Below are 25,163 nucleotides of genomic sequence, written 5' to 3' on the forward strand. Positions count from 1 at the left end.
CCATGGCCCGAATGCTCACGTCCTGCAGTCGTAGGCTTGCGATGGCGAGGCGTTCTTCAGGTTGAAGGTGCTGGTATGAAGTAGTTTTGTCGGGCATTGCAACACCTTATACGAAATAAGTGTTGCACCTCACTTTTGAGGCCGCCTTGTGAAAAACATTTGGAAACCGAAGTCCCTACAGACCTCCCGAAATATGCTCGGAGTATCTACTCGTTGGGATGCTATAGATTGCCGCGCAGCACGGCGTCACCGTGTTGCTGATTCAATAAGGGGTGAGCGACCGACCGCGTTTGATTCTCCCCTGTCCGATGGGAAACTGGAGGAGACGTTCGAGCGTCCGCATTACAACTGGGTCGAAAGCCATCCAGCGGTCATTCGATCGGCTGGTTCACTCCGAAACCCGCCCGATACTTAGCACGCGGTTGTCGGACATTGCCGACATTGGGCCGGGTTCTACGTCAGCGATGTAGCGGATTGCTGTCAATGGCGGCATGGAGGAGCCCGACGGCAGCTTCCTGCATCAACGAATTCACGCGAATACTGCGGTCGTTCCCCCGTTGTCGCCTCAACGCACGAAAAGATCCGCTTCTTGAGCTGGTCTCTCGTTGCTCATGCGACGGCCGTCGCGCAAGCTGCGCAGCGCCGCGGCATCGTCGAGCGCGTGTACCAGCGACTCGATCGCGTCGGCAAGCCGATGTTTAATCGCATCGGTTACCGCGTAGGTGCCGTCGACCAACAGCATGTCGCGCTCGGTCGCGAACACGTTGTCGAGCAAGTGGCGCGCGCCGAGCGAGGCCAGCACCGGCTTCAATGCGTAGTCGAGCGCCAACAGGTGGGCAAGGCTGCCACCGGTCGCGAAAGCCAGTACGGGCTTGTGCGCCAGCGCCCTCTGCGGCAGCAGGTCGAGGAAACTCTTTAGCAGGCCGGAATAGGACGCCTTGTAGAGCGGCGTCGCGATGATTACCGCCTGCGCGTGTGCGACGAGCTCGACCGCTTGGCGCACGGCGAGGTCGTCGAAGCTGGCATGCATGAGGGCCGCCGCTGGCAGTTCGCGGGCATCGATGCGTCGCACCGCCGCGCCTTGCGCCCGCAAGGCGCTTTCGGCGAGGCAAAGTAGATGCGTGCTGCGCGAGCGGGGCGCCGGACTGCCGGATAGTGTCAACACATAGGACACGGTGTGCTCCTTGTTCAGCATTGCCGGATCGTCACGTCACCACGCAACTGGCATTGGCAGGCCAGGCGTCTGGACTCATCGGCGTGGCCGAGCGAGGCGAGCAACAGGCTTTCGTCGTCATCGGGGCGTGACAGGTTGGCCGCGCCGTCCACCACCTCGATGACGCAAATGCCACACATGCCTGCCCGGCAGCCGAAGGTAAGCCCGGCGAGCTGCAGTTCGGCGGCATCGGACAGATAGGCGTCGTGCGGCAGCGAGAAGGCCTCGCCGGTGGTGCTGATCAGTACTTTGTGCATGTTCGCTCCGCTGGAAGGCGGCCGCCGGGTCGCGGTCGCCTTCCGTTGATGGCTTACGCCGTGGCCTTTTCTTCGACGGGCGACTCGACGGTCGCCTCGTAGAGCTCGCGGAAGTACATCGCGAGGATGGTCTGGATGTCGTCGAAGTAGCGCAGCACCTTCTCGACGTCATCCTCGCTCTGGATCAGGTAGCGCAGGATGCGCCACATCTCGCCCGCATGGTCGTCGCCAACATCGGTGTTCATGTGGGCGAGCTGGCCCTTGATCTTCGCCTCACCCAGCGTCTCCTTCATCGATTTGATCTGCCGGGGCGTGAGCTTGGCCGTGGTGTACTCGACGAGATAACTCGATGCGACCACGCCGATCGGGCTCTCATGTTCGCAGACGAAGTAGAAGAAGCCCTGCAGCAGCCGCGTGGCGAGAAACGGCTCGGTGGCCAGCAACTCCTCTTGCGTGACGCCGAGCACCTTGCAGTCCTGCATGAACAGCGTGTCGTGGTTCATCTCCTCCGACTGGTACTCCGCGTAGAGTTGCGCGGCTTCGGGTGAGGTCTTGGTGATCGCGTGCAACGCCTTGCAGTGCGCCGAGCGGCTCAGGCGGATGCGCCACACGTGCTCGATCGTATGACGGCGGTACCATTTGCTGTCGAGCTTCTTGCTCTCCAGGTGATTCGCATACGGTACGGTGGCGGCCCATTCCGCCATCTTCACGTCGAGGTATTGGTCGAGCCGGGCTCGGACGCGTTCGCCATCGGCGAGGGAATAGAAAGGAACAGGGCGTTCGATGCCGCTGTGGGTCACGCGATTCATGGCTTCTCCTTGGATGTCAGATTGGCGGCACCGGCGGCCGCGTCGGAATACCGCACCACGAGCTTCTCGTCGAGCATCGTCGAGAGCGCCTGCAGTTGGCCGGCGATATCGGAAATTCGCACCTTCCATAGTGCGTTCAGGATGAAGATGCCGCGTTCCGAATCGGGTAGTCTGGTTCCTTCGCGCACCGGGGTTTCGGCAATGTCCGGCTGGGGCGCGAGTTGCTCGATCGACAACTTTTCCAGCGTGCGGTTGCGCTCGCCGTAGCGACTGAAGAACACCGTCCCATGTTCCATGCTCTTGTCGCGGCGTCGCGTGCTTTCGCGAAGCGCGCCGAGTTGCGAGCGCAACGCGAGACGCCCGGCGTCGGTCACGCTGCACAGCGTCCTGACCCACAACTCCAGCATCGACAGGCCACCGGTGAACACACCGACGCTCTGGTTGATCAGCGCGCCGCCCATGCGGGCGTTGATCTCGATGATGTCCCAGTGTCCGTCGCGGGCGTCATGGCGCGCCTCAATGTGGTAACAGCCTTCGCGCAGTTGCAATGCCGAAAGACACCCGTCGACGAAGCGCTCGCCGGCAAGCTGCTGCTCGTCGCTCAGACGCGGCGCCGGCAGCGAGTTGCTGGTTTCGAGCGTCGTGCCGCTTGAGTCATCGAGATACTTCGCATGCACCCCGATGACATGGCTTTCGCCGTCGACAACCAGCACCTCAAGGCTGTACTCGTCGCCGAGCACATAGTCTTCCGCGATAAAGTCGAACTGACCGGCGAAGATCGCGCGGAAGGCGAGGTCATCGCGCATCTGCTGCTGCAAGGCTTGCAGCCTGCCGGTGGTGAGCGTGTCATCGAGCCGGAAGCAGGCGAAGGAACCTGCACCGCGACGCGGTTTGACGAACAGCTTTCTCCCGCTCATGCGCAGGGAGCCCAGCGTCTGCGCATCGAGCACGGTCGCCGTGGACCGGCTCAGACCCCGCTCGAACAGGCACTGGCGGCACAAGAACTTGTCCATGCATTTCTTCAACGCCAGAGGGTCTGCATCGATGGCGCCAATCCGCTGGTTGGTCAGCGCCATCAGCACGCGGTAGCCTTCGAACGTGGCAAGCGCTGCGACGATCGTGAAGCCTTCGGCGCTCGCCTGCGCCAGCACCGGCGCCACATGCGACTCGTCGAGGTGCTCGTCGTCGACATCCCAGAGACGCGCGACGCCCAGAGCGGCGAGCTGCTCGAGGTCGCGCACATCGCGAGGTTTTGAACTGAGAACCACCACGGCGACGCCGAGCCGCTCGGTGTAGTCCTTGATCATGGCCGCATAAGAGCGGGCCTGGTGGGCAAGCAGAAGAAGCGCGGGTGTCGTCATGATGTATCAGGGCTCGATGGTAGTGATGGAAAACTCGTTCAGGACGTGCTCGACGTCTTTCACGACCTGGTCAGCCGACGAGGAAGCGAACAGAAAGCGGCCGGACTGCATCGAGCAGTAACCGTCTTCGTGTTCGATGATCTCGCCCTCCTCGGGGACGAGCTGGCGGTAAAGACTTCGTAGTCGGCCGTGAAAGCGCGTTACCGATCGCACGCGCAGGGGCAGGCCGCCGGGGCGAGGGAACATCAGCCAGGCGCCGATCGAGCGGGGCGGCGCGCTCAGCGTTGCCGGTTGTCCCAGGCTCATGTTGAGCCACTCGCCAAACAGGTTGATGCCGGTGGCCTGGTGGATCACCGAAGGCACGTCGGCCCCGCCGACACGGGCACCGACCTCGAGGAACACGAGGTCGTCATCGGTCGTGTGGAACAGTTCGAGGTGGAACGGGCACGCCTTCAGCCCGATTGCCTCGATGCACTGCTTCGAAAAGCGGCTAACCCTGGTATGCAGCGGCGTGCCTGGCTCCAGCATGATCGCCCCCAGCGGCGCGCCGAATGTGAAATCGAGGCACGTATTGACGTAGCGCGAAGGCACGAGCAAGCTGACCTTGCCCGCTGGATCGACCAGGCCGTCGACGTGCAGCAAGGTGCCGGCTATGTACTCTTCCAGATCCCAGCGCTCTTCCGCCGGCAGGGCCGCCATCGCGATGCCCAACTGCGCCTCGTTGTCGATCTTGCACACTCCCTGGCTCGACTGGCCATTGACCGGTTTGAGGATTACCGGGTAGCCCGTGCGGGCGGCGAACGCGAACGCGTGGCCGATCTGCGTAGCCGTGACTGCGGTGTAGCGCGGCGTGCGCAGGCCCGCCGCGGAAACCTTCTGCTTCATCACGAGCTTGTCACGCCCGAGCCGGTTCTCCTCCGGCCACTTGCCCGGAATGCCGAACTCCACGCGCAACTGCGCCCCAAGATCCTGCAGGGACTCGGAGAACACGATGAGCCGGTCGATCGGACCGTGTTCGCGCGCAATCGCGGACAGCACGGGCCGATAGGCGGCCGCGTCGTCCAGCCGGTCGAATTCGTACACGCGATAGCTGTCCGCCGGTGCAGTGATCGCCGAGAGGCCTCGACGACTGGCGATGTAGCTGATCCGGTGCGCGCGGTGATCGATGAAATCCTCGTAGCGAACGAGATCGAAGTCCCATCGCGCGGTTCCGGGAAAGCGCGCGAGGTTGTTGATGATCACGACGTTCATAGACCCTCCACAGTGGCGTGAACCGATGGCGTGGGCCGCAGCAGGTGTTGCATCTCGGTGACGAGTTGTTCGACCTCTCGCGGCGTCCCCACGGAGATGCGGATATGCGTGGGCAGCCCGTACGCGTGCATCGCGCGGGTGATGAAACCGCGCGCCAGCAGCCCTTCGTAGACGCGTCGTGCGGCACGGCCGAAATTGGCCAGCACGAAATTCGCGCTGCCTTTGAGGACGACGATGTTCATCGCGTCGAGGGCATCGACCAACACGCGTCGGCCATCGCGCGCCAGCGCGACGATGTGCTCTACATGGGCGCGATCGTCGAGCGCCGCCGACGCGCCCGCCAGCGCCATGCGGCTGACCGGGAACGGCGGGCGGATCCGGTTAAGCCAGCCGATCAGGCCCGCATCGGCTATGCCGTAGCCGATGCGTAGCCCGGCGAGGCCATAGGCTTTGGAGAAAGTCCGCGTGACGACGACATTCGGATGACGCAACGGCAACTGCTCGGTTTCACGTGGCGCATCGGCGTCGGTGAACTCGGCGTAGGCCTCGTCGAGCACCAGCAGAACATGATCCGGCAGGTAGTCGATGAGGTATCCGAGTTCCCGCGCGGTCAATGCGTGGCCGGAGAGATTCGTCGGGCTGTCGACCAGTACCATGCTTGTGCGCGAATCGATCGTCGTAAGAAGCCGCTCCACGTCGTGCCCGAAATGACGGCCTGATGCAGCGAGCCGCACCGTTGCACCCTGTTCCTTCACGAACTCGGGATAGGCGCAGTAGCCGAACTCGGAGAGCACGACGTTTCGCTCTCTTGAGACAAATGTGCGGACGAGCGAGGCAATCACGTCGATTGACCCGTTTCCGAGTACCAGGTGACCGGCTGGTACGCGGAGATGCTGCCCCAGCTTGTCGAGCAGGTCTTGCGCGTCGGGATAGCGGTTGGCCTGCGCGAGCGCGTCTCGCATCGCAGCGGCTACCGCGGGCGATGGCGGCACAGGCGCCTCGTTGCTGGAGAACTTGAATATCTCGCTCAGGCCGGTGTCGCGCCGGAGCTTTTCTTCGGTGATGCCGGGCCGATAGGGGTTGAGCGAACGCAGTGACGGCACGACGAGCTGCGACCAGTCCATGTGCGTCCCCTCAGTGCGCTGCGGCGTCGGCGACCGCGTATCCGGCCGTCGTCATCGCCGACAGATCCTTGCGCAGATGCGAGCCCTCCTGCAATTCGTAGAGCGACCCGAACTCGCGCTCGGCGATCGGCAGCGAGTGCACGCCGGCTTCCACCCGCGCGACCTTCGCGCGTCGACCGCGCAGCAGTTCGATGCCCGGCTCGTTGTGCGCAGCGTGCGGGCCGAAGTAGATCGGGAAGGCATCGGCGGCGCGGTAGGCCGGCAGGAAGGTGCGGCGCGGCAAATTCGATTCGTTGCGCGCCGAGGCATGCAGCGTCAGGCAGTGCAGGAACACCACGCTGCCGGCCGGCACCTCGATGTTGACCGCGCTCGCCTCGTCGATACCCTGCACCTTGCCGCGGAAGAAGCCATCTACGTCGTGAGACCGCAGCCCGCCGCGATGCGAGCCGGGCACCACGCGCAGGCACCCGTTCTGGGTGCTCGCGTCATCGAGGAACACGAGGGCGCTGAGCAGGTCGGCGTTGGTGTGCGGGTAGTACGAGAAGTCCTGGTGCCATTCCACCACGCTGCCCACTCTCGGCCCCTTCATATTGAGCTTGCTGTAGTGAAACAGGATGTTCCCGCCGATCAGCCGCTCGATGCAGTCAAGAAGCAAGGGGTCGCTCGCCATCTGCCGGAACATCTGGTGCTTTTTCGTCGGCGACCAGATCCGGCGCACCGTGGTGCCGTCGCGTGGCTCGAACTCGTAGGGCTTGTCGGAGTTGCTGGGGTTCAGCAGTTCGTCGATCGCTGCGAGCGCGTGGTGGATCTTCTCGCGCTCGAAGAGTTCTTCGACGATCAGATAGCCGTTGTCGGCATAGAATCGAGCTTGTTGATCGGTGATCATCGTGGTTCTCCTGGTTGGCTCAGGCTTGCTGCAGCAAGGCGTGCTCGCTGTCCTGCGCACGGCTTGCGCCGTCCTCGTGGCACTGCACCCCGAGGCGGGCGAATTGGGCGAAGAAGTCGGGAAAGGAACAGTTGACATCGCGATAGCCTTCGAGCAGGTTCGCGTGCCGGCAGCGCAGCGATGCGACGAACAGCGACATGAAGATGCGGTGGTCGCCCCAACTCGATAGTTCGACGCCGCCGGCGTAGTCCTCGCCGTTGCCGCGGATTTCGAAGCCGTCGTAGACACTGCCCTTGAACAGGCCCCTGATGTCGACGCCAAGCTTGCCGAGCTCGCTCACCATTGCCTTAATGCGGGGTGACTTGTGCAGCCGCGTGATCGATCCGCCGACGACGCGAAAACTCCCTTTCACGTAGGCACCGATGGCCGCCAGCGTCGGCACGATGTTCGGGCAGTCGCTCGCGTCGAACTCGAAGTCGCCGGCGAGCCGCGGTAACCGGTTGATGAGTGTGAGCCGGTTGTACGCATCGTCGAAGTGAACCTCGATGCCCAGCTTTCGCACGACGTCGATGATGGCGTACTCGCCCTGGAGGCTCTGGCTGTTCATGTTCTCGAGCACGGTGGTGCCGGGGAAGATCGCAGCGGCGCCGATCAGGTACGAAGACGAGGTGTAGTCGCCGCTCACCCGGTACTCGGCCGGGCGGTACTCCCCTGGATGCACGCGTATCAGCGAGTGGTCGTCGGCCACGTCGACTCGCACGCCCGCACGCTCAAGCGCCGCGATCGTCTGGCGGATATAGGAGACCGAGAGGATTTCGCCTTCGATCGAGATCTCGGTCGGCAACTCGGCCATCGGCGCGGCGAACATGATCGCGGTGATGAACTGCGAACTGACGTTGCCCGGCACGACGCACCGTCCACCCTTGAAGCCCCCGCCCCAGTTCACGACCGGCGCCTTTCCTTCCTCGCTGACGCAGTCGATGCGCGCGCCGAGTTGCGCGAGTGCGTCGAAGAGCGGCTTCATCACCCGGCCGCGCAGGATCGCGTCCCCCGTGATGACGGACGGCGACGGCGCGAAGGAGGTCAGCGCAGCGAAAGTGCGAAACACCAGGCCGGAGCCGAGTGCGTCGATCACGCGCCGGTCCGAGCGCAGGTCGCGACCTACGCCGTGGATCACTAGATAGCCGTCTTTTTCCTCAATCACCGCACCGACGGCACGGCACGCGTTTTTCATCGTGCTCGTTTCGACGCAGCGCAGGTCGTTGTGCAGCACGGACCGGCCGCGCGCCAGCGTTGCAGCCAGGATGGCCCGTTGCGTTTCCGGTTTGGACGACGGGGTGACGGCACGGCCGGCCAACGTACGGATCGGCTCGACGTGCAACAGGTTCGGGTGACCGTTCATGTGGGGTTGCTCCCTCTGCATAGTTACTGCGGACCCGGCGACGCCAAATCGGCGTCGTCGAGGATGTGATCGGCTCGAGCCGGGCCGGCCGGACACGCCACGCCATCGCGCTCGCCCAGGAGGCGGCGGCGATGCGCCGCTAGCGCGTCGACGAGCTTGTCCGCACCGAAGTGGATGACGTCAGTAGTCGGCAAGCCGGTATCTCTTTCGACGCGTGCGACCACCTCGGCAGCCTGCTCGCGGCTCAGCTGCCCGCAATGCACGCTGACGCCGACGACCTTGGCAGGTCGCAGGTACGACGCCAGCTGCTCGTAGAGCGCGACGAGTTCGTTCAAGGGGCGCAGCGGTGCGTTGGGCCAGCCCTTGTGGTGCTCGAGGTCCGCCTCGTGGCAGAGCACGAGTGCCTGGGGCATCGCACCATGCAGCAGCCCGAGGGTCACACCGCTGTAGGCGGGATGCGATATCGAACCCTGGCCTTCGACGACGATCCAGTCATGGTCCGTGGCCGACTTGAGCACCATCGATTCCGTGACGCCCGCGATGAAGTCGGCGGGCACGGCGTCGACCGCGACACCGGTACCACTGATATAGATGCCGCTTTGGCCAGTGGCCACGAAGCCAGCATTGAAGCCCTTGCGCTTCGCGGCTTCCGTGATCTCTATCGCGCTCGTCTTCTTGCCGACGCGGCAGTCGCTGCCCACCGTGTGCACGACGAAGCTGTCGATGTCGCCGAGGCTGGCCGCGCTGGTGGCCAGCACTTCGGGCGGCTCCTTCGTGTCCCAGATGCGGCTACCGGATACCGCGGCGAGAGCGCTGAATTCAGGGTCCGTTGCGATGCGAAAGTGCAGGCCGCTCACCACGTCGATGCCGCGCTTGAGCGCCAATGCGATCTGCGAGCGCCATGCGACGGGCAAGTCGTTGGAGAACAGACCCACGCCGATCAGCAGGATCTGCGGATCGAAGCTGAGCGCCGATTCGAGCGAGTCGACGAGGGGGATGCCGCGACCATAGCCAAGAATGTCGCCGACATCCTTTCCTGCCATGCGGCTGTCGATGACCGCCACGCAATCGGCGTGGCGATATCGCAAGTAAGAGGTGGCGACTTTGCTCGAAACCGGGCCGAAACAGCCCTCGGCAAATACAACCACACGTTTGTCTTTGAGACACAGCATATGCTCTCGCTCCTGTCATCATTCAATCGATCGCTTACCGAGCGACCGTGAATTCAATGTAGATCAGGATCGATCGAACGAACGTATGTGCCGGTGAATTTGACGGATCGTAAGAAAATGCATCGATAGAAAAATTGTTCTGACGTGAGCGCATCTACGTTGAAGCTTGACCCGTCGACAAGATGATTTGCGCTCCTGAGCAACGACAGCAGGCTCGATTTCTCGTTCAGACAAAGTATCTGCCGGTTAGAGTTTGTCGGATGGGCGACTGGCCGCTTGCCGCCCTGCACCTGTTCCGCCTAAGCTCGTTCCAACCTCAACGATCAAGCGGAGCAAAACGATGCGGCCCTTAAGAATCCACTGGTGCGCCCCGCGGGGCGACGGCAATACCAAGGCGTCGGAAAAGGATCTGGCGAACGAGCTGAATATGGACGGAATGGTTGATTTCGTCCAGGAGGCGGAAGACCTGGGAATCGACTCTCTATTGATGGGTATCGGCTTCCACCTGCCGGACCCTCTGCCGCTGATTGGTGCGCTGGTGCGGGAAACGAGGAAGGTCACGTTCATCCTGGCATATCGACCCGGCCTGCTGCCGCCGACCCTGTTTGCGCAAGTGGTCAACACGATATCGTGGATGTCGAACAAGCGAATTTCCCTGAATATCGTCGCTGGTATTTCCCCGGAGGAACAGGCGTATTACGGCGACTACCTGTTGCACGACGATCGCTACCGGCGAACCGACGAGTACCTCTCGGTGATGCATCGCTTCTGGCGCGGCGAATCGCCCATCTCGCACGAAGGCGAACACTATCGTTTCACGGGCGCAAAGCTCGGCCTGCCCTACAAGGATGGAGTGCGCCCGCGTATGTACCTGAGCGGCGCGTCGCGGCAAGCGCAGCAGTGCGCAATCGACTGGGGCGATTGCTGGCTGCGCTACGGCGACACGCCCGAGGGCATCGCGGCCGCCAGCCGCTTCGTATTGAGTTCAGGGCGCGACGTCGGCATCCGCATGCACGTGCTGGCGCGCGAGACACGTGCCGAGGCCCTGGCCGAGCTCGAGGCGATGATGGCCAACCCGGACGAGCAGCACCGGCAGAACGTCCGCGACTTCGTGAAGAACTGCGACTCCGAGGCAGTCAGGACCTCGTTTCGCCTTGCCGAAGGCTCGACCAACGACTGGCTCTCGCCGATGCTGTGGTCAGGCGCGGTGGCTTACCGTGGCGGTCCGGCGCTCTGCGTGGTCGGCAGCTATCGCGAAGTGGCGCAGTACCTCATTGAATACAAGAAGGCTGGCGTCAGCGAATTCATTTTCTCCGGCTGGCCCACGCGCGGCGAGATGCGGCGCTTCTGCCAGCACGTGCTGCCGCTCGTGCGCGAACTGGAGGCCCACGAAGGACAGCAAGAGGAGATCGCCCTTGTCATCTGATCCTATCGACGTGCGCAGGGCGAGGCGCCTCCGCTGGTTCGCCGCAGGCCTGATGCTCGGCATCGTAGCCGAGCAGACGGTGATGTTTGCGGTCCCTTTGATCATTTACCAGGAAACCGGCAGTGTCGCTTATTCGGGCATCGCGTTCGCCGTCGAGTGGGTCCCGGCGCTGATGGCGTACCCGTTTGCGGGCATGCTGGCCGACCGACTCGGCGGACGGAGGCTGTTCCTCGATGCGAACGCGGCTCGCGCGCTGTGCCTGCTCGTCGCGGCGGCCGCCTGTCAGGCCGCGCCGGCCGTCACGATCGTTGCGCTGATGGTCAACAGCGCCTTCCTGTCCGTGCTGATGGCGCCGATCCGGATGTCGGTCGAGAAGACGGTGCCGGCCCTTGCTGAGGGCGATACGTTATCGCGCCTGCAGTCGCTGGTGCAGAACGGGGAGTTGCTCGCGCGGGCGCTCGGACCCGTCCTTGCAGCAGGTCTGGCGCACTGGCTCGGCAAGTTGCCGCTGTTGCTTGTTGCCGCGACCGCGTTCGCGCTGGCGGCGGTGTGCTGGCGCGACATGCCGTCAGGCGTGCGCAAGGTCGTCGTGACGAGCCGCGTCGGGCAAGACTTGAAGCTCGGCTGGAAGCTCCTGATCGCCAATCGTCCGGTCGTCTTGCTGGCTGTCGTCAACTTCACGATCAACCTTGCGTTCGCAATCGCGATAAGCGCGAATGCGTACCTGATAACCGGCGTCTTCCAGGCATCGGACAGCATCTTCGGCCTGATGAACGCGGGCGCGGGCCTACTGGGTTTCCTCAACTTGCTCCTGATTCCGCGCTTGCTCAAATCATGGTCCATCTATCGCCTCGGTGCTTGCGGCTTCGCGCTGATGTGCTTCGGTCTGCTGTGGATGGGCACGGCGAGCAATGTGTGGATCTATGCGACGTCGTTTCCCGCAGCGATGGCGGGCGTCGCCTGGTTCAACGTCTTCAACCGCACGCAGCGGGTCAAGGCGATCGAACCGGAGCATCTCGGCAAGGTCATCGGGCCGTTCTACCTGATCAACTCTTTGTCGTATCCGATCGCGGGTATCGTCACGGCGAGCCTTGGACCTGTACTCGGGGTCCAGAACATCGTCCTCTTCATGGCGGTACTGCTCGCCTTACCCGGTTCGGCGCTGTTATGGACGACGGCGCGGCACTTCCGAGCGAAGCTCGAAGGCGAGCCGGCACAAGAGAGCGCCGCTGCTTGCCCGATCGCCACCACGCGCAAAGGCCCAGGGCAAGCCTAATCCATCCTTGCATGGCGAACCTTTGCGAAGACGATGCATCGACATGATGCCGGCGAATGGGTTCGCCAGATGAGTGAAGTCGTAAAGCGACATGACGTTCAATCCTTGACGTAACTCTCGACGATGGACCTTCGACCTTCTCATGGTTACGCATTTTGCGTTCAGGCTTCCTCTAACCGGGCCAGGCAATGCAGTGCTGCGCTGACCCTGGCATTGATTGTTGCGTCTGCGGCACCTGCAGGATTTCGCGCCCGCACGCGATGATCTCTGACGAGATCGATTCGCAAATCGGTGGCGCAGCCCGCCAGTGGTGCCAGTACAGCGTCACCGGAAAAGACATGTGGCGCAGTACGTCGACGAGTTCGCCGCTCGCGAGTCGCGACAGCACGGTCTGTTCAGGAAGCAGACCATAGCCGACGCCGGCTATGATCGCCTCGAGTTGCGACGCTGGAGACGGCAGAAAATTCTTTCGATAGCGCCCGACGGACACGCCGAACACCGCATCGAGGTAGCGATCCAGTAAGGCGGTGCGCCGCCCCAGAAGCACCGCAGGCGCCGAGGTGGCGGAATGCAGGCAGAAGCCTTTTGCGAAATGACGCTGGATGAACTCCGGGCTCGCCACACAGCGGTAGGCTATATCGCCGATCGGCGTCGCGACACACCCGCGCGCCGGACGCGGCACGGTAGAGACACAGCCAATGATCTCGCCGCGGGTCAGTGCCGGAAACCCCGGGTCCGCATCGTCTACGACGACCTCCAATTCAACCGTGTTGCGTTCGATCAGGCGCCGCACGACCGCGCAAAACCAGGTGTCGATCGAATGCGCGTCGACGCCAATGGCGAGCGGCATGGCGCCGCGGCCGCTGACACCGTGCGGACGGATCTGCCCGAAGGTGTCCGCTTCGAGGAGCCGCACCGCCGCCACATGCTTGAACAGCACCTCCCCCACCGACGTGAGCGCCAGGGGTTTGTCGCGTACCAGCACGACTGCAGAGAGCGCCTCTTCGAGTGCCTTGATGCGCTGCGAGATCGCGCCGCGCGTGACGTTAAGTTTTTCGGCCGCACGTTCGAAGCTCAGTGTTTCGACGACGGTTGCAAAGGCTTCCAATTGGTGTCGATCGAGCATCATCGATGATCTCCTCTAGGGACGTGCCCGTACGCGGGGGCCTTGCCGGGGCGCGCATCAAGCAGAATGGGGAGCGCCGACCGGCCGAGTCGCAAGGCGAGCATTGCATTGTTCTGCAGGCCCGGATGCTTCGGCGCTTTCTGATAGTCCCGGATGGGATCCGTGCGACCCGGCCGAGGGCCGTGAACCAGCATTGCCGGAGCCGATGCAGGCCACAAATCGAAGACACGCTGTGACGACCCTCTGCTTGTGTTCATCTGCGCTTTCTTGAATCGCATGCTAATTGTTCTGCCACTTTCGCCAGACGCTACCCGTCTCCCCGATACAGCAGCATCGCGCGATTGGTAGCCTTTGATCAACCCCTCACTTTCCGGGTATATCGCGGAGTGCCAGGCGCGGTCTGAGAAGGTGTCGTAGTAGCGGCAGCTGAGGGTACTCGAACGACGCTCGCACACCTGAACATTCATGGAAGACCGACTGTACCGTCGCCGAATAGTGTTCACCCGCCATAACGAGCGCCACATCGTATTGGTCGCGGAAGCGTCGATGAGTGCCGACAGTCTCACGTTGCGGGTGCCTACCTTCAAAAGGGATTCGAGGGGCGACTCCTGATGCCGCCACAGATTCATGCCCGCAAAGGAGGTGTGTTGCTGAACTTCCGGGTACAGGACCCAGCCTGTGCCGGGATCGTGGCTGGGTAGCAGCAGGCGGTAGACTCCGGACATGTGGCGGGAGTGCATGAAGTAAAGCGCATGTTTGAACTGTGCCACAACGGCCGCGGCCGCCTTCGCCCGGGGAAGAGCAGATCCCCACGGCATCTCTTGGAATTCGTGCATCTCGTATGGCATATCGGTGACCGAATATATGAACATCAAACTCAAGCGCTGATCTGACACCGCCGTTCTGAAAACTAAAAGCCGATGCCACGGGTGCAATCCAGGTGTCGTGGGTCTTCGAATGGGACGCGCGAAAGGGTGATGCGCGCATAAGGTGCTGCGCCAGGATTGCATCCGTCGTACATATACATGCAGGAAGGATGCCAGTCGCGGCAAGGCGTTGACCGTCCTGCGCGGTCCCACTTACACGGCAGCGCAGGGGCAGTCCCGTGACCTCTGAAAAGGCTTGTGCGCGGCGCGTGATGGCTTGCGGGATGGGCGCGTCCGAGATGGCGGGGCGTCTTAACTCTTGCGAGGATCTGATGCTTGCCATTGCATGGCGGGATCGCTTTGATCGCCGACGCGCTTTCGACGGGTACGGAGGTGTTGCTGCATCGCAAACATCAACATGCGGGATGTTGGATTTCTGGCGTCATCCGCGCGCCTTCAAGGGATGGTCATGCACCAGCCAGTTTTCGCCGCGAGCGTCGCTCGGATGAAAGAGCAGGGACTGAAGCTGTGTGACTCGTCTTCCCCGTGACTCTGGATCGATACTCAACGCGAGTGGTCAAGCCGATCACGCTCAATGACGCCAACACATTGAATCTTTCACAATTTGCCGACCTCCAGCCGCTTGCCGAACAGCGCTTGATGCAGCGCATGCGCGAAGTGGTGCGTCTGCACAAAGAGCGAAAAACTGTTGCGCCAGCTTAAATCGCTGGGCGCGGTAGACCGAGCATTTTGGCGCCGAGCACTGGCGTTTCTCCTCTACTTGCTCGCCGCGCCTCGCGGCTTAAGCGGCAGGCGGACCTGGAACGTCGTGCGGCCCGGACGCGACTCGACGCGAATCTCCCCACCATGCCGCTCGACCACCGTCTGGTAGGAGATGTCAAGACCCAGGCCCGTGCCCTCACCGAGCGGCTTGGTCGTGAAGAATGGCTCGAACAGGTGCGGCATCACCTCCGGCGCGATGCCGGGCCCGTTGTCGGTGACTTCGATCACGGCATCGTTCGCGTCGCGGCCAGTGCGGATGACAATCTCTCCCTTGCCCTCCATTGCGTCTATGGCGTTGTCGATCAGGTTGGTCCATACCTGATTCAGCTCGCTGCCATACACCACCAGGTTCGGCAGGCTGCGGTCGTATTCCCTGCGCACGGTGACACCGTGCTTGAGTCGGTGGTGCATGATGGTGAGCGTATCGTCGATGCCGCCGTGGAGATCGACCGCCTGCTGCGGCGCCTGGTCCATGTAGGAGTAGGACTTCATCGCTTTGACGATCTCGGAGATGCGCACCGCGCCGCGCCGCGTTTCCTCCACCAGCGAACGCAGCTCCAGGGTTGCCGCGAGCCACCGGATGCCGGCCGCAAATTGTTCCTCGTTCAGGCGGGCCGCAAGCGGTTCGAGGTCCGCGCGCCCGATCCCGATTCGCGCCAGGGACGGCGCCATTAGCCATGGCCTCTCGATGCCGAGCTTCGCCAGCCAGTCGAGAAGCGCGTCTTCGGCCTCGCTTTGCTGCAGCGCGTCGCCGGCGGGGCCGTGCCCCGGTCCCTTGCCCGCGCCGAGGCTGTCGAGCGCGCTCATCGCCTCCGGCGGAATGGTGCTGTGACTGAGCGTGACCGCCGCATGGTTCAGCATCGCGAGTGTCTCGACCGCGCAATCCGCCGTGCGCGCCACCGCCGCCGCCGGATTGTTCAACTCATGCGCGAGCCCGGCCGCGAGGGTGCCTAGTGCGGCCAGTTTCTCCCGGTTGCGCACGGTTGCCTCCAGGGTGGTGAGGCGCTCGAGGGAGCTACGGAAAATCGCGCGGCTAAAGGCCTCGGATGCCAGCAGCAGTTCCTTGAATGCGCGTTCCGGAAGCAGCGCCATGTGGCAGTGAGTGGCGGCAACGACCGTGCCTGGAGCAGGCGTACCCGCGAGCATCGCTGCGCCCCCGAAGAAGCTTGGAGCGATGAACCGGTTAGTGGGAATCTGCTTCGCTCCGGAAAACTTCGTGGCCTGGCACTCTCCTTCCAGCACGACGAAAAAGGCGGGACTCGTTTCGCCTTCCCGTCGGAGAACGTCCCCCGCTTTTACGTGGATTTCCGTCAGGTGCTCGCCCAGCCACCGCAACTGTTCGTCCGACAGATCCGCGAAGGGCAGCACTGCGCGCAGCTTTGCGAGGTCGATCATAGGGTAGCCAGGTATTGATGAACCAGATGCACGGTGGTCGAGCCTTCGCCCACGGCTGCTGCGACACGCTTGATCGAGCCGGCGCGCACGTCACCCGCCGCAAAGATGCCGGGCACGCTCGTCTCCAGCAGGAAGGGGTCGCGAGCCAGTGACCATCCCCGCGGGCGCTTGCCGTCCGTCAGCAACGCCCGCCCGGTCACCACGAAGCCGTTGTCGTCGCGCTCCACGACATTGCCGAGCCATTCGGTGCACGGCTCGGCACCGATGCAGATGAACAGGGCGCCGGCAGGGACGACTTCGATCGCGCCGGTGTTGACATCGCGCAACGCAATTTCCGATAGATGACCATCTCCGTCGACGCTCGCCACCAGGGTGTGAGGACGCACGCTGACGTTCGGCGTCTCGTCGATCTCGTCGATCAGATAGCGCGACACCCCTGCACCGAGCGACGGGCCACGGCACACAATCACGACATTGCGCGCGTACTTGCAGAGGAACATCGCGGCCTGCCCGGCCGAATTGCTCGCGCCGACCACATAGAGGTCCTGATTCGCGCAGCAGACTGCTTCGGTCATCGCCGCGCCATAGTAGACGCCCGCGCCCGTGAGGCGCTCCACGCCGGGTGCGTCCAGCTTCCGGTACGCCACGCCGCTCGCCACCAGGAGCGCATGACAGCTCACCTCCGAGCCGTCAGTCAGGGTGACGAACTTGTAGGGACCTTCCACCCGCGTGCGGACCGCGCGCTGGGTCACGATAATCTCGGCGCCGAAACGCTTCGCCTGGGTGAGCGCGCGACGCGACAGTTCCGCGCCGCTCACCCCGGAGGGGAAGCCGAGGTAGTTCTCGATGCGCGAAGTGGTGCCCGCCTGTCCACCCGGCGCCTGGCGCTCGATGATGGCCGACTTCAAGCCCTCCGACGCGCCGTATACGGCGGCGGCCAGCCCCGCCGGTCCGCCGCCCACGATCAGCATGTCGTAAAAGGGCGTCGTCGAATGGGTGACCAGTCCCACCTTGTCGGCGATCTGCGCGATCGTCGGACGGCTCAGCGCCGAGCCGTCCTCGAAAATGAGCACCGGCAGCTGGCTTGCGGCGGCGTCGAGCGAACTCAGCAGTGCGTCGGCCTCGCTGCCGCTCGCCACGTCGAGCCATTGGTATGGAATATGGTTGCGCGCCATGAAGTCGCGCATTTGGTGGCCTTGCGGAGACCAGCGATGGTCGATCAGGCGAATCCCCTTGAAGCTGCTGCGCCACGCGGTCTGCCAGGCCTCGAGCAGATCGTCGAGCACCGGGTAGAAAGTGAGCTCCGGCGGATGCCAAGGCTTGAGCAGGTAATAGTCGAGCCGCACCTTGTTGATCGCGCGGATCGCGATGTCGGTGTCGGCGTAAGCCGTCAGCAGCACTCGCTTGGCTTCGGGGAACAACGCGATCGCCCGCTCGAGAAATTCGATGCCGCTCATTTGCGGCATGCGCTGGTCGACTAGGAACAGCGCGACCGAGCGGTTCTGCAAGCGCAGTTGATGCGCCGCTTCGAGCGCTGCCTGCCCCGATCCGGCACGCACGATCAGAAAGTGTTCGCCGTATCCGAGGCGCAGGTCGCGCGCGACCGCGTCAACCACTTCCGGGTCGTCGTCGACCGCGATTATGACAGGCTTGTCCATGTTGTTTGCGGACTCGATAGCGGCGCCGGCCGACGGACTGGACATGATCGGACGCGGACGCGGGGTCGGCCTGGAAACGGCCGATCTCATGTGGCCCGCCGCAGTGCAAATATGACTCTACAAGCCTAGCACTTTGATCCGAGCTTGCCAGATCGGTCTTTCGGCTGCGTTCATCGCAGCGCGCAACACATCGCATGTTTTCCGTGCAAAAAGTGGCGGAAGGCGGTCGAGCACTCGCGTGGAACTCAGCCCGTAAGCGCTTGAATAAGTCGGAAGCCCCTTTGTTTATTGGACTGGTTTTGCATGTGGGGAGCTTGCCCGACCACGCAACGACGCGGAGGCCGATTCGGCAGCGAACAGAAGTATTCGAACATGCAGCGATTGATGCACCGCTCACCGCCGGGACCCGCATCAATCCGAGGCCGGCCTACCGTCACTCTGCACTGAAAAAAAATGACCCGAATCGAACGAAGTCCGATGTCAATCGAATATCTGTCATTGCCGAGAATGCATATGATAGGTGCAGGCAGGTGGCTTCCAACACCCAGTATTGGGAGGTTACACGCGGCCATTCGCCTGCTTTTTCGCCGCGAGGCGCAATCAACGGGGCTGACAGGGCAGATGTCGTTCAGGCTGGAGACCTCTGCCGCGCGCTAGCGGGAAACGGCAGATGATGACGGCACCGCTTCCTCGCCTGAATTTCCGTCGCGAGGCGGGAGCGAATCATGATCGAACTCGACGAACTGGCCAGGATGCCGGTGTTTGCGGACCTCCCGCGTGAGCGTCTGCAATGGCTGTGCGACAACCTGACCGAATTCGGTGCCAAGGCGGGGGACGTGCTGCTCGAGGAAAGCGAGATGAGCACCGGTCTGCTCCTTCTTCTTGAAGGAGAGGTCAGGACAACGAGACGTGCCGAAGGCGAGTTTTCTACTGAACGCTATGTCGCACCCGAAATCTTCGGAACGCCGTGCATGGTGGCTTCAATCCCCTACCCGGCAACGCTCAGGGCTGCAACCGATTGCCGGGTTGCGCGGCTTCCGGAAGTGGCCTTTCGCGATTTGTTCGTGTCGTGCGGTTCATTTACGCGCATTGTCGCCCGCGTGATGACCGACTGGCTCACCGCGCTCGAAACGGCTGGGCGCAATCGCGAGAAACTGGCCGCCCTGGGCAAGCTCTCGGCCGGGCTCGCGCACGAGCTGAATAATCCCGCCTCAGCCGTGACACGGGCGCTCGACCACATGCTTGGCGGACTTGCGACGCTCGAGGATTCAGCCTTGGCGCTTGGCTTGCGCGCAGTCCCTCGCGAGGCCGTCGATGAACTGAGAGCCCTGGCCGCGCGCAACGCAACGCCGGCCGGCGTAAGCGCCGCGGACGCGCTGCGGCAAGGCGAAGCGGAGTCGCTGCTTAGTGACTGGCTTGCCACCCATGGCGTGGCAAAGCCGTGGCTGGCGGCTCCATGCCTTATCGCGCATGGGATCACATCGGATGCCCTCGGGCAGCTGGCTGCCCGCCTGAACGCCGAGCAACTCGATGCGGCCGTGTCGTGGATCGCCCAGGTCCTGGAGCTTCGCTCGGTGATGCATGAGGCGATGCGCGGCGCGGCCCGGATCTCCGATATTGTGAAGGCCGTGAAGTCCTACTCGTACATGGATCAGGGTCCGCGGCAGGAAGTCGACATTCACAACGGCATCGAAGATACGCTTACCGTGATGGCGCATGAACTCAACCCGGGCATTGTGGTTATGCGTGACTACGACCGCAGCCTGCCGAGGCTTCCGGTGTATGGCAGCGAACTCAACCAGGTATGGACCCGGATCATCGAAAATGCCGTCGAGGCGATGAACGGACACGGCGAACTGACTGTCCGCACGCGCCGCCATGCGGACCACGCGGTGGTCGAGATCACCGACACCGGGCCCGGTATTCCTCAGGAAGCCATGCCGCACCTGTTCGAGCCTTTCTTTACGTCGAAGTCAGCCAGTCAGGCGCAGGGGCGCGGCCTGGGGATGGGGCTGCACGTCGCCTATCGTATCGTGGTCAACCGGCATGGCGGTACGATCGAGGCCGGCTCACGTCCCGCCGAAACAGTTTTCCGCGTGAGGTTGCCGTTGAGGAGGTCCGACTTCACAAGTCGCTAGGGACGGCCCGCTGCTCACGCGCCATCACCGCTACACGCCTGAGTACGCCCGAGCCGGCGAAGGCATCATATGCGGGGCGGGGCAGGTCATCCGCCGGTTCCGCACCGGCCCCACGATTTGACTCGGTCGCCGAAGGCCGGTGCCGATAACCCAAAGCGCGCGCCGAACTGCTACCGGCGCCTCGGTCGGCAGTCTACTTTTCGATAAGCCTGCGAGGTCCGCTCTTCTACCGCCAGACAGGTTCAGCCGTCGGTTGCGGGCAGCGAAAGCGCGGGCGCGGCAACGCCAAGTTCGCCTGCGGGAGATTCGGTAGCCATCGGTTGCTCGCTGACTCACGGAGTCGAACAAAATTCATCGTGCATTGTGCGCAAGTAGCCTTCCCGCAGCCGAAACGCTACCGCGCCATGGCCGGTGCGGTGTCTTCGGCCACTGGCGCGGCCACCGACGCAGAATCAGACGCTACGTGGGACAGCTTCATCATGCGCGGCTGGAGCAGCAGCGCGACGAGCCCGCTCCAGCCAGTCTGATGTGAAGCTCCGACGCCACGTCCGTTGTCGCCGTGAAAGTACTCGTGAAATAGTATGAGATCCCTCGAACGCGGGTCGGCTTGCAGCATTGGATAGGCCGCCATCACGGGACGCACGCCTTGTGCATCTTTGAGAAACAGCGTGGTGACACGCCGTGCAAGGTCGTCGGCAATTTCGCTCAGCGAAAAACTGTTGCCCGATCCCGTCGGATATTCGACGCGAAACTCATCGCCGTAGTAGCGATAGAACTCATACAGCGATTCGATCAGCAGGTAGTTGACCGGTATCCAGACCGGTCCACGCCAGTTCGAATTGCCACCGAAAACACGCGAGTCCGACTCGCCAGGCTGGTATTTGATGCAGAAGCTCACGCCGTCATGGTCAAAAACGTACGGTGCATCGCGATGCACACGGGACAGGGCCCGCACGCCGTGCTCCGAGAGAAACTCGTTTTCATCGAGCGCGCGGCGCAATAGCGATTTCATCCGGTGTCCGCGCAACAGCGAGAGCAGCGTGGTCCCGCCCTTGCCGGGTTCGGTCCAGCGCGACACCAGCTTTGCCAGATTCGGCCGATGATCGAGAAACCATACCAGCCGTTCGCGCAGTCCGGGCAGATGGCCGTACACCTGGTCCTCGAGCACGTGAACGGCGAAGAGCGGAATCAGCCCGACGATGGAACGAATGCGCATCGGCACACGAGTTCCATTCGGAAGGTGTAGTACGTCGTAGAAGAATTCGTCGCGCCCGTCCCATAACCCTGTGTTGCAGCCTTCGCCACAACTGACCGCTTCCGCGATATACAGAAAGTGCTCAAAGAACTTCACCGCGATTTCGACGTACGCGCTGTTCGTCATCGCCAGTTCGAGCCCGATCTGCATCAGGTCAAGCGCGTACGATGCCATCCATGCAGTGCCGTCGGCCTGATCGATGCGGCCGCCGGTCGGAAGCGGCGAAGACCGATCGAAGATGCCGACATTGTCGAGCCCAAGAAAGCCGCCCTGAAAGATGTTGCGATCATCGGCGTCCTTGCGGTTGCCCCACCACGAGAAATTGAGCAGCAGCTTGTGGAACATGACTTCGAGAAACTCGTGATCGCCAACACCCGTCACTTCACGGTCGAGTTCGTACACACGCCATGTCGCCCACGCATGAACCGGCGGATTCGCATCGCCGAACGCCCACTCGTAGGCGGGCAGTTGCCCGTTCGGATGCATGTAGCGCTCCTTCACGAGCAGCAGCAATTGCTTCTTCGCGAAGTCGGGATCGATCATGGCGAGCGCGGCTGCATGAAACGCGAGGTCCCACGACGCGTACCACGGGTACTCCCACTTGTCGGGCATCGACACGATGTCGCCGTTGCACATGTGCCGCCAGTCCGCGTTGCGGCCGTTCCTGCGGCCTTTCGGCGGCTTCGGTTGGCCGGGGTCTCCATCGTGCCAGCGCGTCACGTCGAACTGGTAGTACTGCTTCGTCCACAGCATGCCGGCGAGCGCCTGGCGCTGCACGAGCCGCGCATCGGCGTCCGTGATGTCGTGCTGAAGCGCCGCATAGAATTCGTCCGCCTCCGCTTGCCGGTGCGCGAAGAGCTCGTTCATGTCGAGCGGCACGGCATCCGGAGCCGGTTCGGGACGCCAGCGCAAATACAGCACCGAGCGCTCGTGAGGCGCTAACTGCAGGTACACGTGCGCGGCGGCGCGGGTGCCCTTGTCGCGCCGGATTGCCTGCTCGTCGCCGTCGACGACGTAGTCATTGATGCCGTCCTTGAACGGCCCCGCTCCATCGATGCCGAAAATGCGGCGCACATTCGTTTCGTTTTCGCAGAAGAGCCACTCGACCGGCTGTTGTGCCGAGGCCGTCACGATCATCGTGCCGAGCGCGGGATTCTGCGCGACGACGCGCACGCCTTCCTCGGAATCCGGCTCCAGCGTGAGCAACGGCTTGCCGGGCTTGCCGGACCACGCCCATCTGTTGCGGGCCCAGAATTGCGGCAACACATGAAGCGCCGCGCGCTGATCCGCGCGGTTTTCGACGGTAACGCGCATCACGATATCGTCGGGTGTGTGCTTCGCATACTCGACGCAGACGTCGAAGTAGCGGTTATCGTCGAACACGCCCGTATCGAGGATCTCATATTCGGGCTGATCCGCGCCGCGCCGCCGGTTCTCGTCGATCAGATCCTGGTACGGGTACGCGTCATGAGGATACTTGTACAGCATCTTCATGTACGAATGTGTCGGCGTGCCGTCGAGATAAAAGTAAAGCTCCTTCACGTCCTCGCCGTGATTGCCTTCCGCATTTGTCAACCCGAAGAGCCGTTCCTTGATGATCGGATCGTGCCCGTTCCAGAGCGCGAGCGATACGCACCAGTCGAGCGGATCGTTGCCGAATCCGGCAATGCCGTCCTCACCCCAGCGATACATGCGACTACGCGCATGGTCGTGCGGAAAGTAGTCCCATGCGATGCCGTACTCGCTGTAGTCTTCGCGGACTGTGCCCCATTGCCGCTCGCTCAGATAAGGACCCCAGCGGCGCCATTGGTCGAGTTCCGGACCATGAAGACGGAAACCTTCCTTCGACTGGAGCAGATTGGTCGCGTGCAGCGGTGGCATGAAACCTCCCGACCCGAAATCGACTATCCATCACGAGCGCCGTGTGCGCGACGCGCATCAGGTGCTCAACATCCGCTCGATGCGCACGGTCCGCCGGGCGACCACGCTGCGTCGCGCGCGCAATTAGGCTTCGACGAACGGCCCCATCAACCATCCCAGACCGTACCTTGATGATAGGCGCCATCTCGCTGCATCGGCGATCCGGGGAAGGACCGTCGATAGCGGCACAAAGCGGTAGGATCGTCAGTTTTTTCAACTAAAACGCCCGGCTCAAACAATATAAAAAACTATTTCACCGCGGATAGCATGGTGCTATCAACTGGGTGTTTTGAGAACCGAAGTACTTTTTGATTGTTCAACGCTCAATCGGTCATGGAGTCCGTATGCGAGTCATTGTTCTAGGCAGTGGCGTGGTTGGTGTAACTAGTGCGTTCTACCTTGCGCGGGCCGGCCATGAAGTCACCGTCATCGACCGGGAACAAGGGCCCGCGCTCGAAACGAGTTTTGCCAACGCGGGGCAGATTTCCCCTGGCTACGCGGCACCTTGGGCTGCTCCCGGCGTGCCGCTCAAAGCGGTGAAGTGGATGTTTCAAAAGCACGCGCCACTGGCAATTAGGCCCGATGACGAAGACAAGCAGTTTCAGCTTCAGTGGATGTGGCAGATGCTGCAGAACTGCACTGCCGAGCGCTATGCCATCAACAAAAACCGCATGGTGCGGCTCGCGGAGTACAGTCGCGACTGCCTGAAGACGCTCCGCGGCGAAACAGGCATTCAATACGAAGGCCGCACGGGCGGCACCTTGCAGGTTTTCCGGACGCAGCAACAATTTGACGGTGCAGCCAAGGACATCGCTGTCTTAAAAGACGCGAACGTTCCGTATGAATTGTTGACTGCAAGCGAGCTTGCTCGCGTCGAACCTGCGCTCGCGGCTACCTCTCATAATTTGACCGGCGGACTGCGCTTGCCCAGAGACGAGACCGGCGATTGCCAATTGTTCACGACGCGACTCGCTGCTCTTGCCGAGCAAGCAGGCGTGACCTTTCGATATAACACGCAGGTAGACGGTCTTGTGGTCGAGGACGGCAAGATAGTCGGCGTTCGGCATGGCGCCAAGCTCATCCATGCGGATGCGTTTGTCGTTGCGTTCGGCTCTTATTCGACGAACTTCCTCTCCGGCCTCGTCAAAATTCCGGTGTATCCGCTGAAAGGTTATTCCATCACGGCTCCTATCGTCGACGAATCAAAGGCCCCAGTTTCGACGGTGCTCGACGAGACGTACAAGATTGCCATCACACGCTTTGATAAGCGCATCCGCGTGGGCGGAATGGCTGAAATTGTAGGGTTTGACAAGCGCTTGCGCGAAGCCCGACGCGAGACACTCGAAATGTGCGTAAACGACCTCTTTCCGGGTGGTGGCGATACATCTCGCGCTACGTTCTGGACCGGGCTGCGTCCAATGACGCCCGATGGGACGCCGATTGTCGGTCACACTGCGATTCCTAACCTTTATCTGAACACGGGTCATGGCACGCTGGGTTGGACCATGTCGTGCGGTTCGGCGCAGCTTCTCGCCGACTTGGTTTCAGGTCGAAGGCCCGCAATTCAGTTTGATGACCTTAACGTATTTAGGTACGCCAAGGAGTCTTCCGCACCGGCTGACTTCGCTCTCGATTGACCAACTGATTGCAAATCCCAGCGCGCAACCGGCGAAGGCCCCACTTTGCTTCCAAAGCCCAGAATGCCCTGTCGCACTTTACCTTCAAAGAACGATGCCGCGCCCGATTAACGCTCATATCCATCCCGATGCTGTAAGGCACAACCTGCAGATGGTCCGCTGGCGCGACCCGTCGCACTTGACCCTGGACGTCAACTGTCGACGTGAT

Annotated in this window: 19 protein-coding genes and 1 pseudogene; 6 read left to right on the forward strand and 14 right to left on the reverse strand. The window is 62.5% G+C overall.

Features of this window, described 5'->3' with window-relative positions:
* Window positions 1-565 precede the first annotated feature (565 nt).
* From ssuE to AWB81_RS24570, 9 genes are read right to left on the reverse strand one after another with little or no spacing between them, the layout of a single operon-like run.
* Window positions 566-1,195 carry an NADPH-dependent FMN reductase gene (ssuE, locus tag AWB81_RS24530; protein WP_235025897.1) on the reverse strand — a complete coding sequence of 210 codons (630 nt, stop codon included), beginning with the start codon at window positions 1,193-1,195 and terminating at the stop codon, window positions 566-568.
* Window positions 1,189-1,470 carry a 2Fe-2S iron-sulfur cluster-binding protein gene (locus AWB81_RS24535; protein ID WP_062639147.1) on the reverse strand — a complete coding sequence of 94 codons (282 nt, stop codon included), beginning with the start codon at window positions 1,468-1,470 and terminating at the stop codon, window positions 1,189-1,191. Before AWB81_RS24535 ends, ssuE begins: the two co-directional genes overlap by 7 nt.
* A gap of 53 nt (window positions 1,471-1,523) precedes the next feature.
* Entirely contained in the window at window positions 1,524-2,279 is a 756-nt protein-coding gene (locus AWB81_RS24540; protein WP_062639148.1) for an iron-containing redox enzyme family protein, read from the reverse strand.
* The gene (locus tag AWB81_RS24545; RefSeq protein WP_062639149.1) at window positions 2,276-3,640 is read right to left on the reverse strand and encodes an ATP-grasp domain-containing protein; all 1,365 of its coding nucleotides are present in this window, start codon (window positions 3,638-3,640) and stop codon (window positions 2,276-2,278) included. Before AWB81_RS24545 ends, AWB81_RS24540 begins: the two co-directional genes overlap by 4 nt.
* Before the next feature lie 6 nt (window positions 3,641-3,646).
* Window positions 3,647-4,891 carry an ATP-grasp domain-containing protein gene (locus AWB81_RS24550; RefSeq protein ID WP_062639150.1) on the reverse strand — a complete coding sequence of 415 codons (1,245 nt, stop codon included), beginning with the start codon at window positions 4,889-4,891 and terminating at the stop codon, window positions 3,647-3,649.
* Entirely contained in the window at window positions 4,888-6,015 is a 1,128-nt protein-coding gene (locus tag AWB81_RS24555) for a pyridoxal phosphate-dependent aminotransferase (RefSeq protein WP_062639151.1), read from the reverse strand. The genes AWB81_RS24550 and AWB81_RS24555 overlap by 4 nt, the downstream gene beginning before the upstream one ends.
* 10 nt (window positions 6,016-6,025) lie before the next feature.
* A complete protein-coding gene (locus tag AWB81_RS24560) occupies window positions 6,026-6,901 on the reverse strand; it encodes a phytanoyl-CoA dioxygenase family protein (protein ID WP_062639152.1) in 876 nt (291 codons plus the stop codon).
* Between the two features lie 19 nt (window positions 6,902-6,920).
* Complete coding sequence (aroA, locus tag AWB81_RS24565; protein WP_062639153.1) at window positions 6,921-8,303, reverse strand: 3-phosphoshikimate 1-carboxyvinyltransferase; 1,383 nt, start codon at window positions 8,301-8,303, stop codon at window positions 6,921-6,923.
* A 23-nt stretch (window positions 8,304-8,326) separates the two neighbouring features.
* Entirely contained in the window at window positions 8,327-9,346 is a 1,020-nt protein-coding gene (locus AWB81_RS24570; protein WP_235025898.1) for an N-acetyltransferase DgcN family protein, read from the reverse strand.
* A gap of 469 nt (window positions 9,347-9,815) precedes the next feature.
* On the opposite strand from AWB81_RS24570, the gene AWB81_RS24575 reads away from it, so the two are divergent.
* Complete coding sequence (locus AWB81_RS24575; RefSeq protein ID WP_062639155.1) at window positions 9,816-10,901, forward strand: LLM class flavin-dependent oxidoreductase; 1,086 nt, start codon at window positions 9,816-9,818, stop codon at window positions 10,899-10,901.
* Window positions 10,891-12,177: an MFS transporter gene (locus tag AWB81_RS24580; protein ID WP_235025899.1), complete on the forward strand. Its 1,287-nt coding sequence runs from the start codon at window positions 10,891-10,893 to the stop codon at window positions 12,175-12,177. The genes AWB81_RS24575 and AWB81_RS24580 overlap by 11 nt, the downstream gene beginning before the upstream one ends.
* 172 nt (window positions 12,178-12,349) lie before the next feature.
* Here AWB81_RS24580 and argP read toward each other — a convergent pair whose 3' ends face one another.
* Window positions 12,350-13,306 carry an HTH-type transcriptional regulator ArgP gene (gene argP / locus AWB81_RS24585; protein WP_235025900.1) on the reverse strand — a complete coding sequence of 319 codons (957 nt, stop codon included), beginning with the start codon at window positions 13,304-13,306 and terminating at the stop codon, window positions 12,350-12,352.
* 1,436 nt (window positions 13,307-14,742) lie between these two features.
* Here argP and AWB81_RS45825 point away from each other — a divergent pair.
* Entirely contained in the window at window positions 14,743-14,892 is a 150-nt protein-coding gene (locus AWB81_RS45825) for a hypothetical protein (protein ID WP_159938932.1), read from the forward strand.
* Window positions 14,893-14,946: 54 nt separating this feature from the next.
* Here the strand turns inward: AWB81_RS45825 and AWB81_RS24595 are convergent, their stop codons facing one another.
* Window positions 14,947-16,347 carry an ATP-binding protein gene (locus tag AWB81_RS24595; RefSeq protein ID WP_062639157.1) on the reverse strand — a complete coding sequence of 467 codons (1,401 nt, stop codon included), beginning with the start codon at window positions 16,345-16,347 and terminating at the stop codon, window positions 14,947-14,949.
* Window positions 16,344-18,005, reverse strand: a complete 1,662-nt coding sequence (locus tag AWB81_RS24600) for an FAD-dependent oxidoreductase (protein WP_062639158.1) — start codon at window positions 18,003-18,005, stop codon at window positions 16,344-16,346. Before AWB81_RS24600 ends, AWB81_RS24595 begins: the two co-directional genes overlap by 4 nt.
* A gap of 725 nt (window positions 18,006-18,730) precedes the next feature.
* On the opposite strand from AWB81_RS24600, the gene AWB81_RS24605 reads away from it, so the two are divergent.
* A complete protein-coding gene (locus AWB81_RS24605; RefSeq protein WP_062639159.1) occupies window positions 18,731-20,143 on the forward strand; it encodes an ATP-binding protein in 1,413 nt (470 codons plus the stop codon).
* A gap of 394 nt (window positions 20,144-20,537) precedes the next feature.
* On the opposite strand, the gene AWB81_RS24610 is transcribed toward AWB81_RS24605, so the two are convergent.
* Window positions 20,538-23,279 (reverse strand): MGH1-like glycoside hydrolase domain-containing protein, encoded by a 2,742-nt coding sequence (locus AWB81_RS24610; protein WP_062639160.1) that lies wholly within the window; start codon window positions 23,277-23,279, stop codon window positions 20,538-20,540.
* Here AWB81_RS24610 and AWB81_RS48340 point away from each other — a divergent pair.
* Window positions 23,278-23,406, forward strand: coding sequence for a hypothetical protein (locus AWB81_RS48340; RefSeq protein WP_268811764.1), 129 nt, complete (start codon window positions 23,278-23,280; stop codon window positions 23,404-23,406). The two genes, AWB81_RS24610 and AWB81_RS48340, sit on opposite strands and share 2 nt — an antisense overlap.
* Here the strand turns inward: AWB81_RS48340 and AWB81_RS48520 are convergent.
* Window positions 23,406-23,482 (reverse strand): annotated as a pseudogene (locus AWB81_RS48520) (amylo-alpha-1,6-glucosidase); the annotation flags it as partial. The gene AWB81_RS48340 and the pseudogene AWB81_RS48520 overlap by 1 nt on opposite strands.
* A gap of 180 nt (window positions 23,483-23,662) precedes the next feature.
* Here AWB81_RS48520 and AWB81_RS24615 point away from each other — a divergent pair.
* Window positions 23,663-24,955, forward strand: coding sequence for a D-amino acid dehydrogenase (locus tag AWB81_RS24615; protein WP_062639161.1), 1,293 nt, complete (start codon window positions 23,663-23,665; stop codon window positions 24,953-24,955).
* Window positions 24,956-25,163 lie beyond the last annotated feature (208 nt).

Source organism: Caballeronia arationis (assembly GCF_001544975.2).
Classification (GTDB): domain Bacteria; phylum Pseudomonadota; class Gammaproteobacteria; order Burkholderiales; family Burkholderiaceae; genus Caballeronia; species Caballeronia arationis.

Excerpts from the sequence above, each read along its gene's own strand:
- ssuE (WP_235025897.1), bottom strand. The coding sequence starts at position 1,195 with ATGCTGAACAAGGAGCACACCGTGTCCTATGTGTTGACACTATCCGGC.
- AWB81_RS24535 (WP_062639147.1), bottom strand. The coding sequence starts at position 1,470 with ATGCACAAAGTACTGATCAGCACCACCGGCGAGGCCTTCTCGCTGCCG.
- AWB81_RS24540 (WP_062639148.1), bottom strand. The coding sequence starts at position 2,279 with ATGAATCGCGTGACCCACAGCGGCATCGAACGCCCTGTTCCTTTCTAT.
- AWB81_RS24545 (WP_062639149.1), bottom strand. The coding sequence starts at position 3,640 with ATGACGACACCCGCGCTTCTTCTGCTTGCCCACCAGGCCCGCTCTTAT.
- AWB81_RS24550 (WP_062639150.1), bottom strand. The coding sequence starts at position 4,891 with ATGAACGTCGTGATCATCAACAACCTCGCGCGCTTTCCCGGAACCGCG.
- AWB81_RS24555 (WP_062639151.1), bottom strand. The coding sequence starts at position 6,015 with ATGGACTGGTCGCAGCTCGTCGTGCCGTCACTGCGTTCGCTCAACCCC.
- AWB81_RS24560 (WP_062639152.1), bottom strand. The coding sequence starts at position 6,901 with ATGATCACCGATCAACAAGCTCGATTCTATGCCGACAACGGCTATCTG.
- aroA (WP_062639153.1), bottom strand. The coding sequence starts at position 8,303 with ATGAACGGTCACCCGAACCTGTTGCACGTCGAGCCGATCCGTACGTTG.
- AWB81_RS24570 (WP_235025898.1), bottom strand. The coding sequence starts at position 9,346 with ATGGCAGGAAAGGATGTCGGCGACATTCTTGGCTATGGTCGCGGCATC.
- AWB81_RS24575 (WP_062639155.1), top strand. The coding sequence starts at position 9,816 with ATGCGGCCCTTAAGAATCCACTGGTGCGCCCCGCGGGGCGACGGCAAT.
- argP (WP_235025900.1), bottom strand. The coding sequence starts at position 13,306 with ATGATGCTCGATCGACACCAATTGGAAGCCTTTGCAACCGTCGTCGAA.
- AWB81_RS24595 (WP_062639157.1), bottom strand. The coding sequence starts at position 16,347 with ATGATCGACCTCGCAAAGCTGCGCGCAGTGCTGCCCTTCGCGGATCTG.
- AWB81_RS24600 (WP_062639158.1), bottom strand. The coding sequence starts at position 18,005 with ATGGACAAGCCTGTCATAATCGCGGTCGACGACGACCCGGAAGTGGTT.
- AWB81_RS24605 (WP_062639159.1), top strand. The coding sequence starts at position 18,731 with ATGATCGAACTCGACGAACTGGCCAGGATGCCGGTGTTTGCGGACCTC.
- AWB81_RS48340 (WP_268811764.1), top strand. The coding sequence starts at position 23,278 with ATGAAACCTCCCGACCCGAAATCGACTATCCATCACGAGCGCCGTGTG.
- AWB81_RS24610 (WP_062639160.1), bottom strand. The coding sequence starts at position 23,279 with ATGCCACCGCTGCACGCGACCAATCTGCTCCAGTCGAAGGAAGGTTTC.
- AWB81_RS24615 (WP_062639161.1), top strand. The coding sequence starts at position 23,663 with ATGCGAGTCATTGTTCTAGGCAGTGGCGTGGTTGGTGTAACTAGTGCG.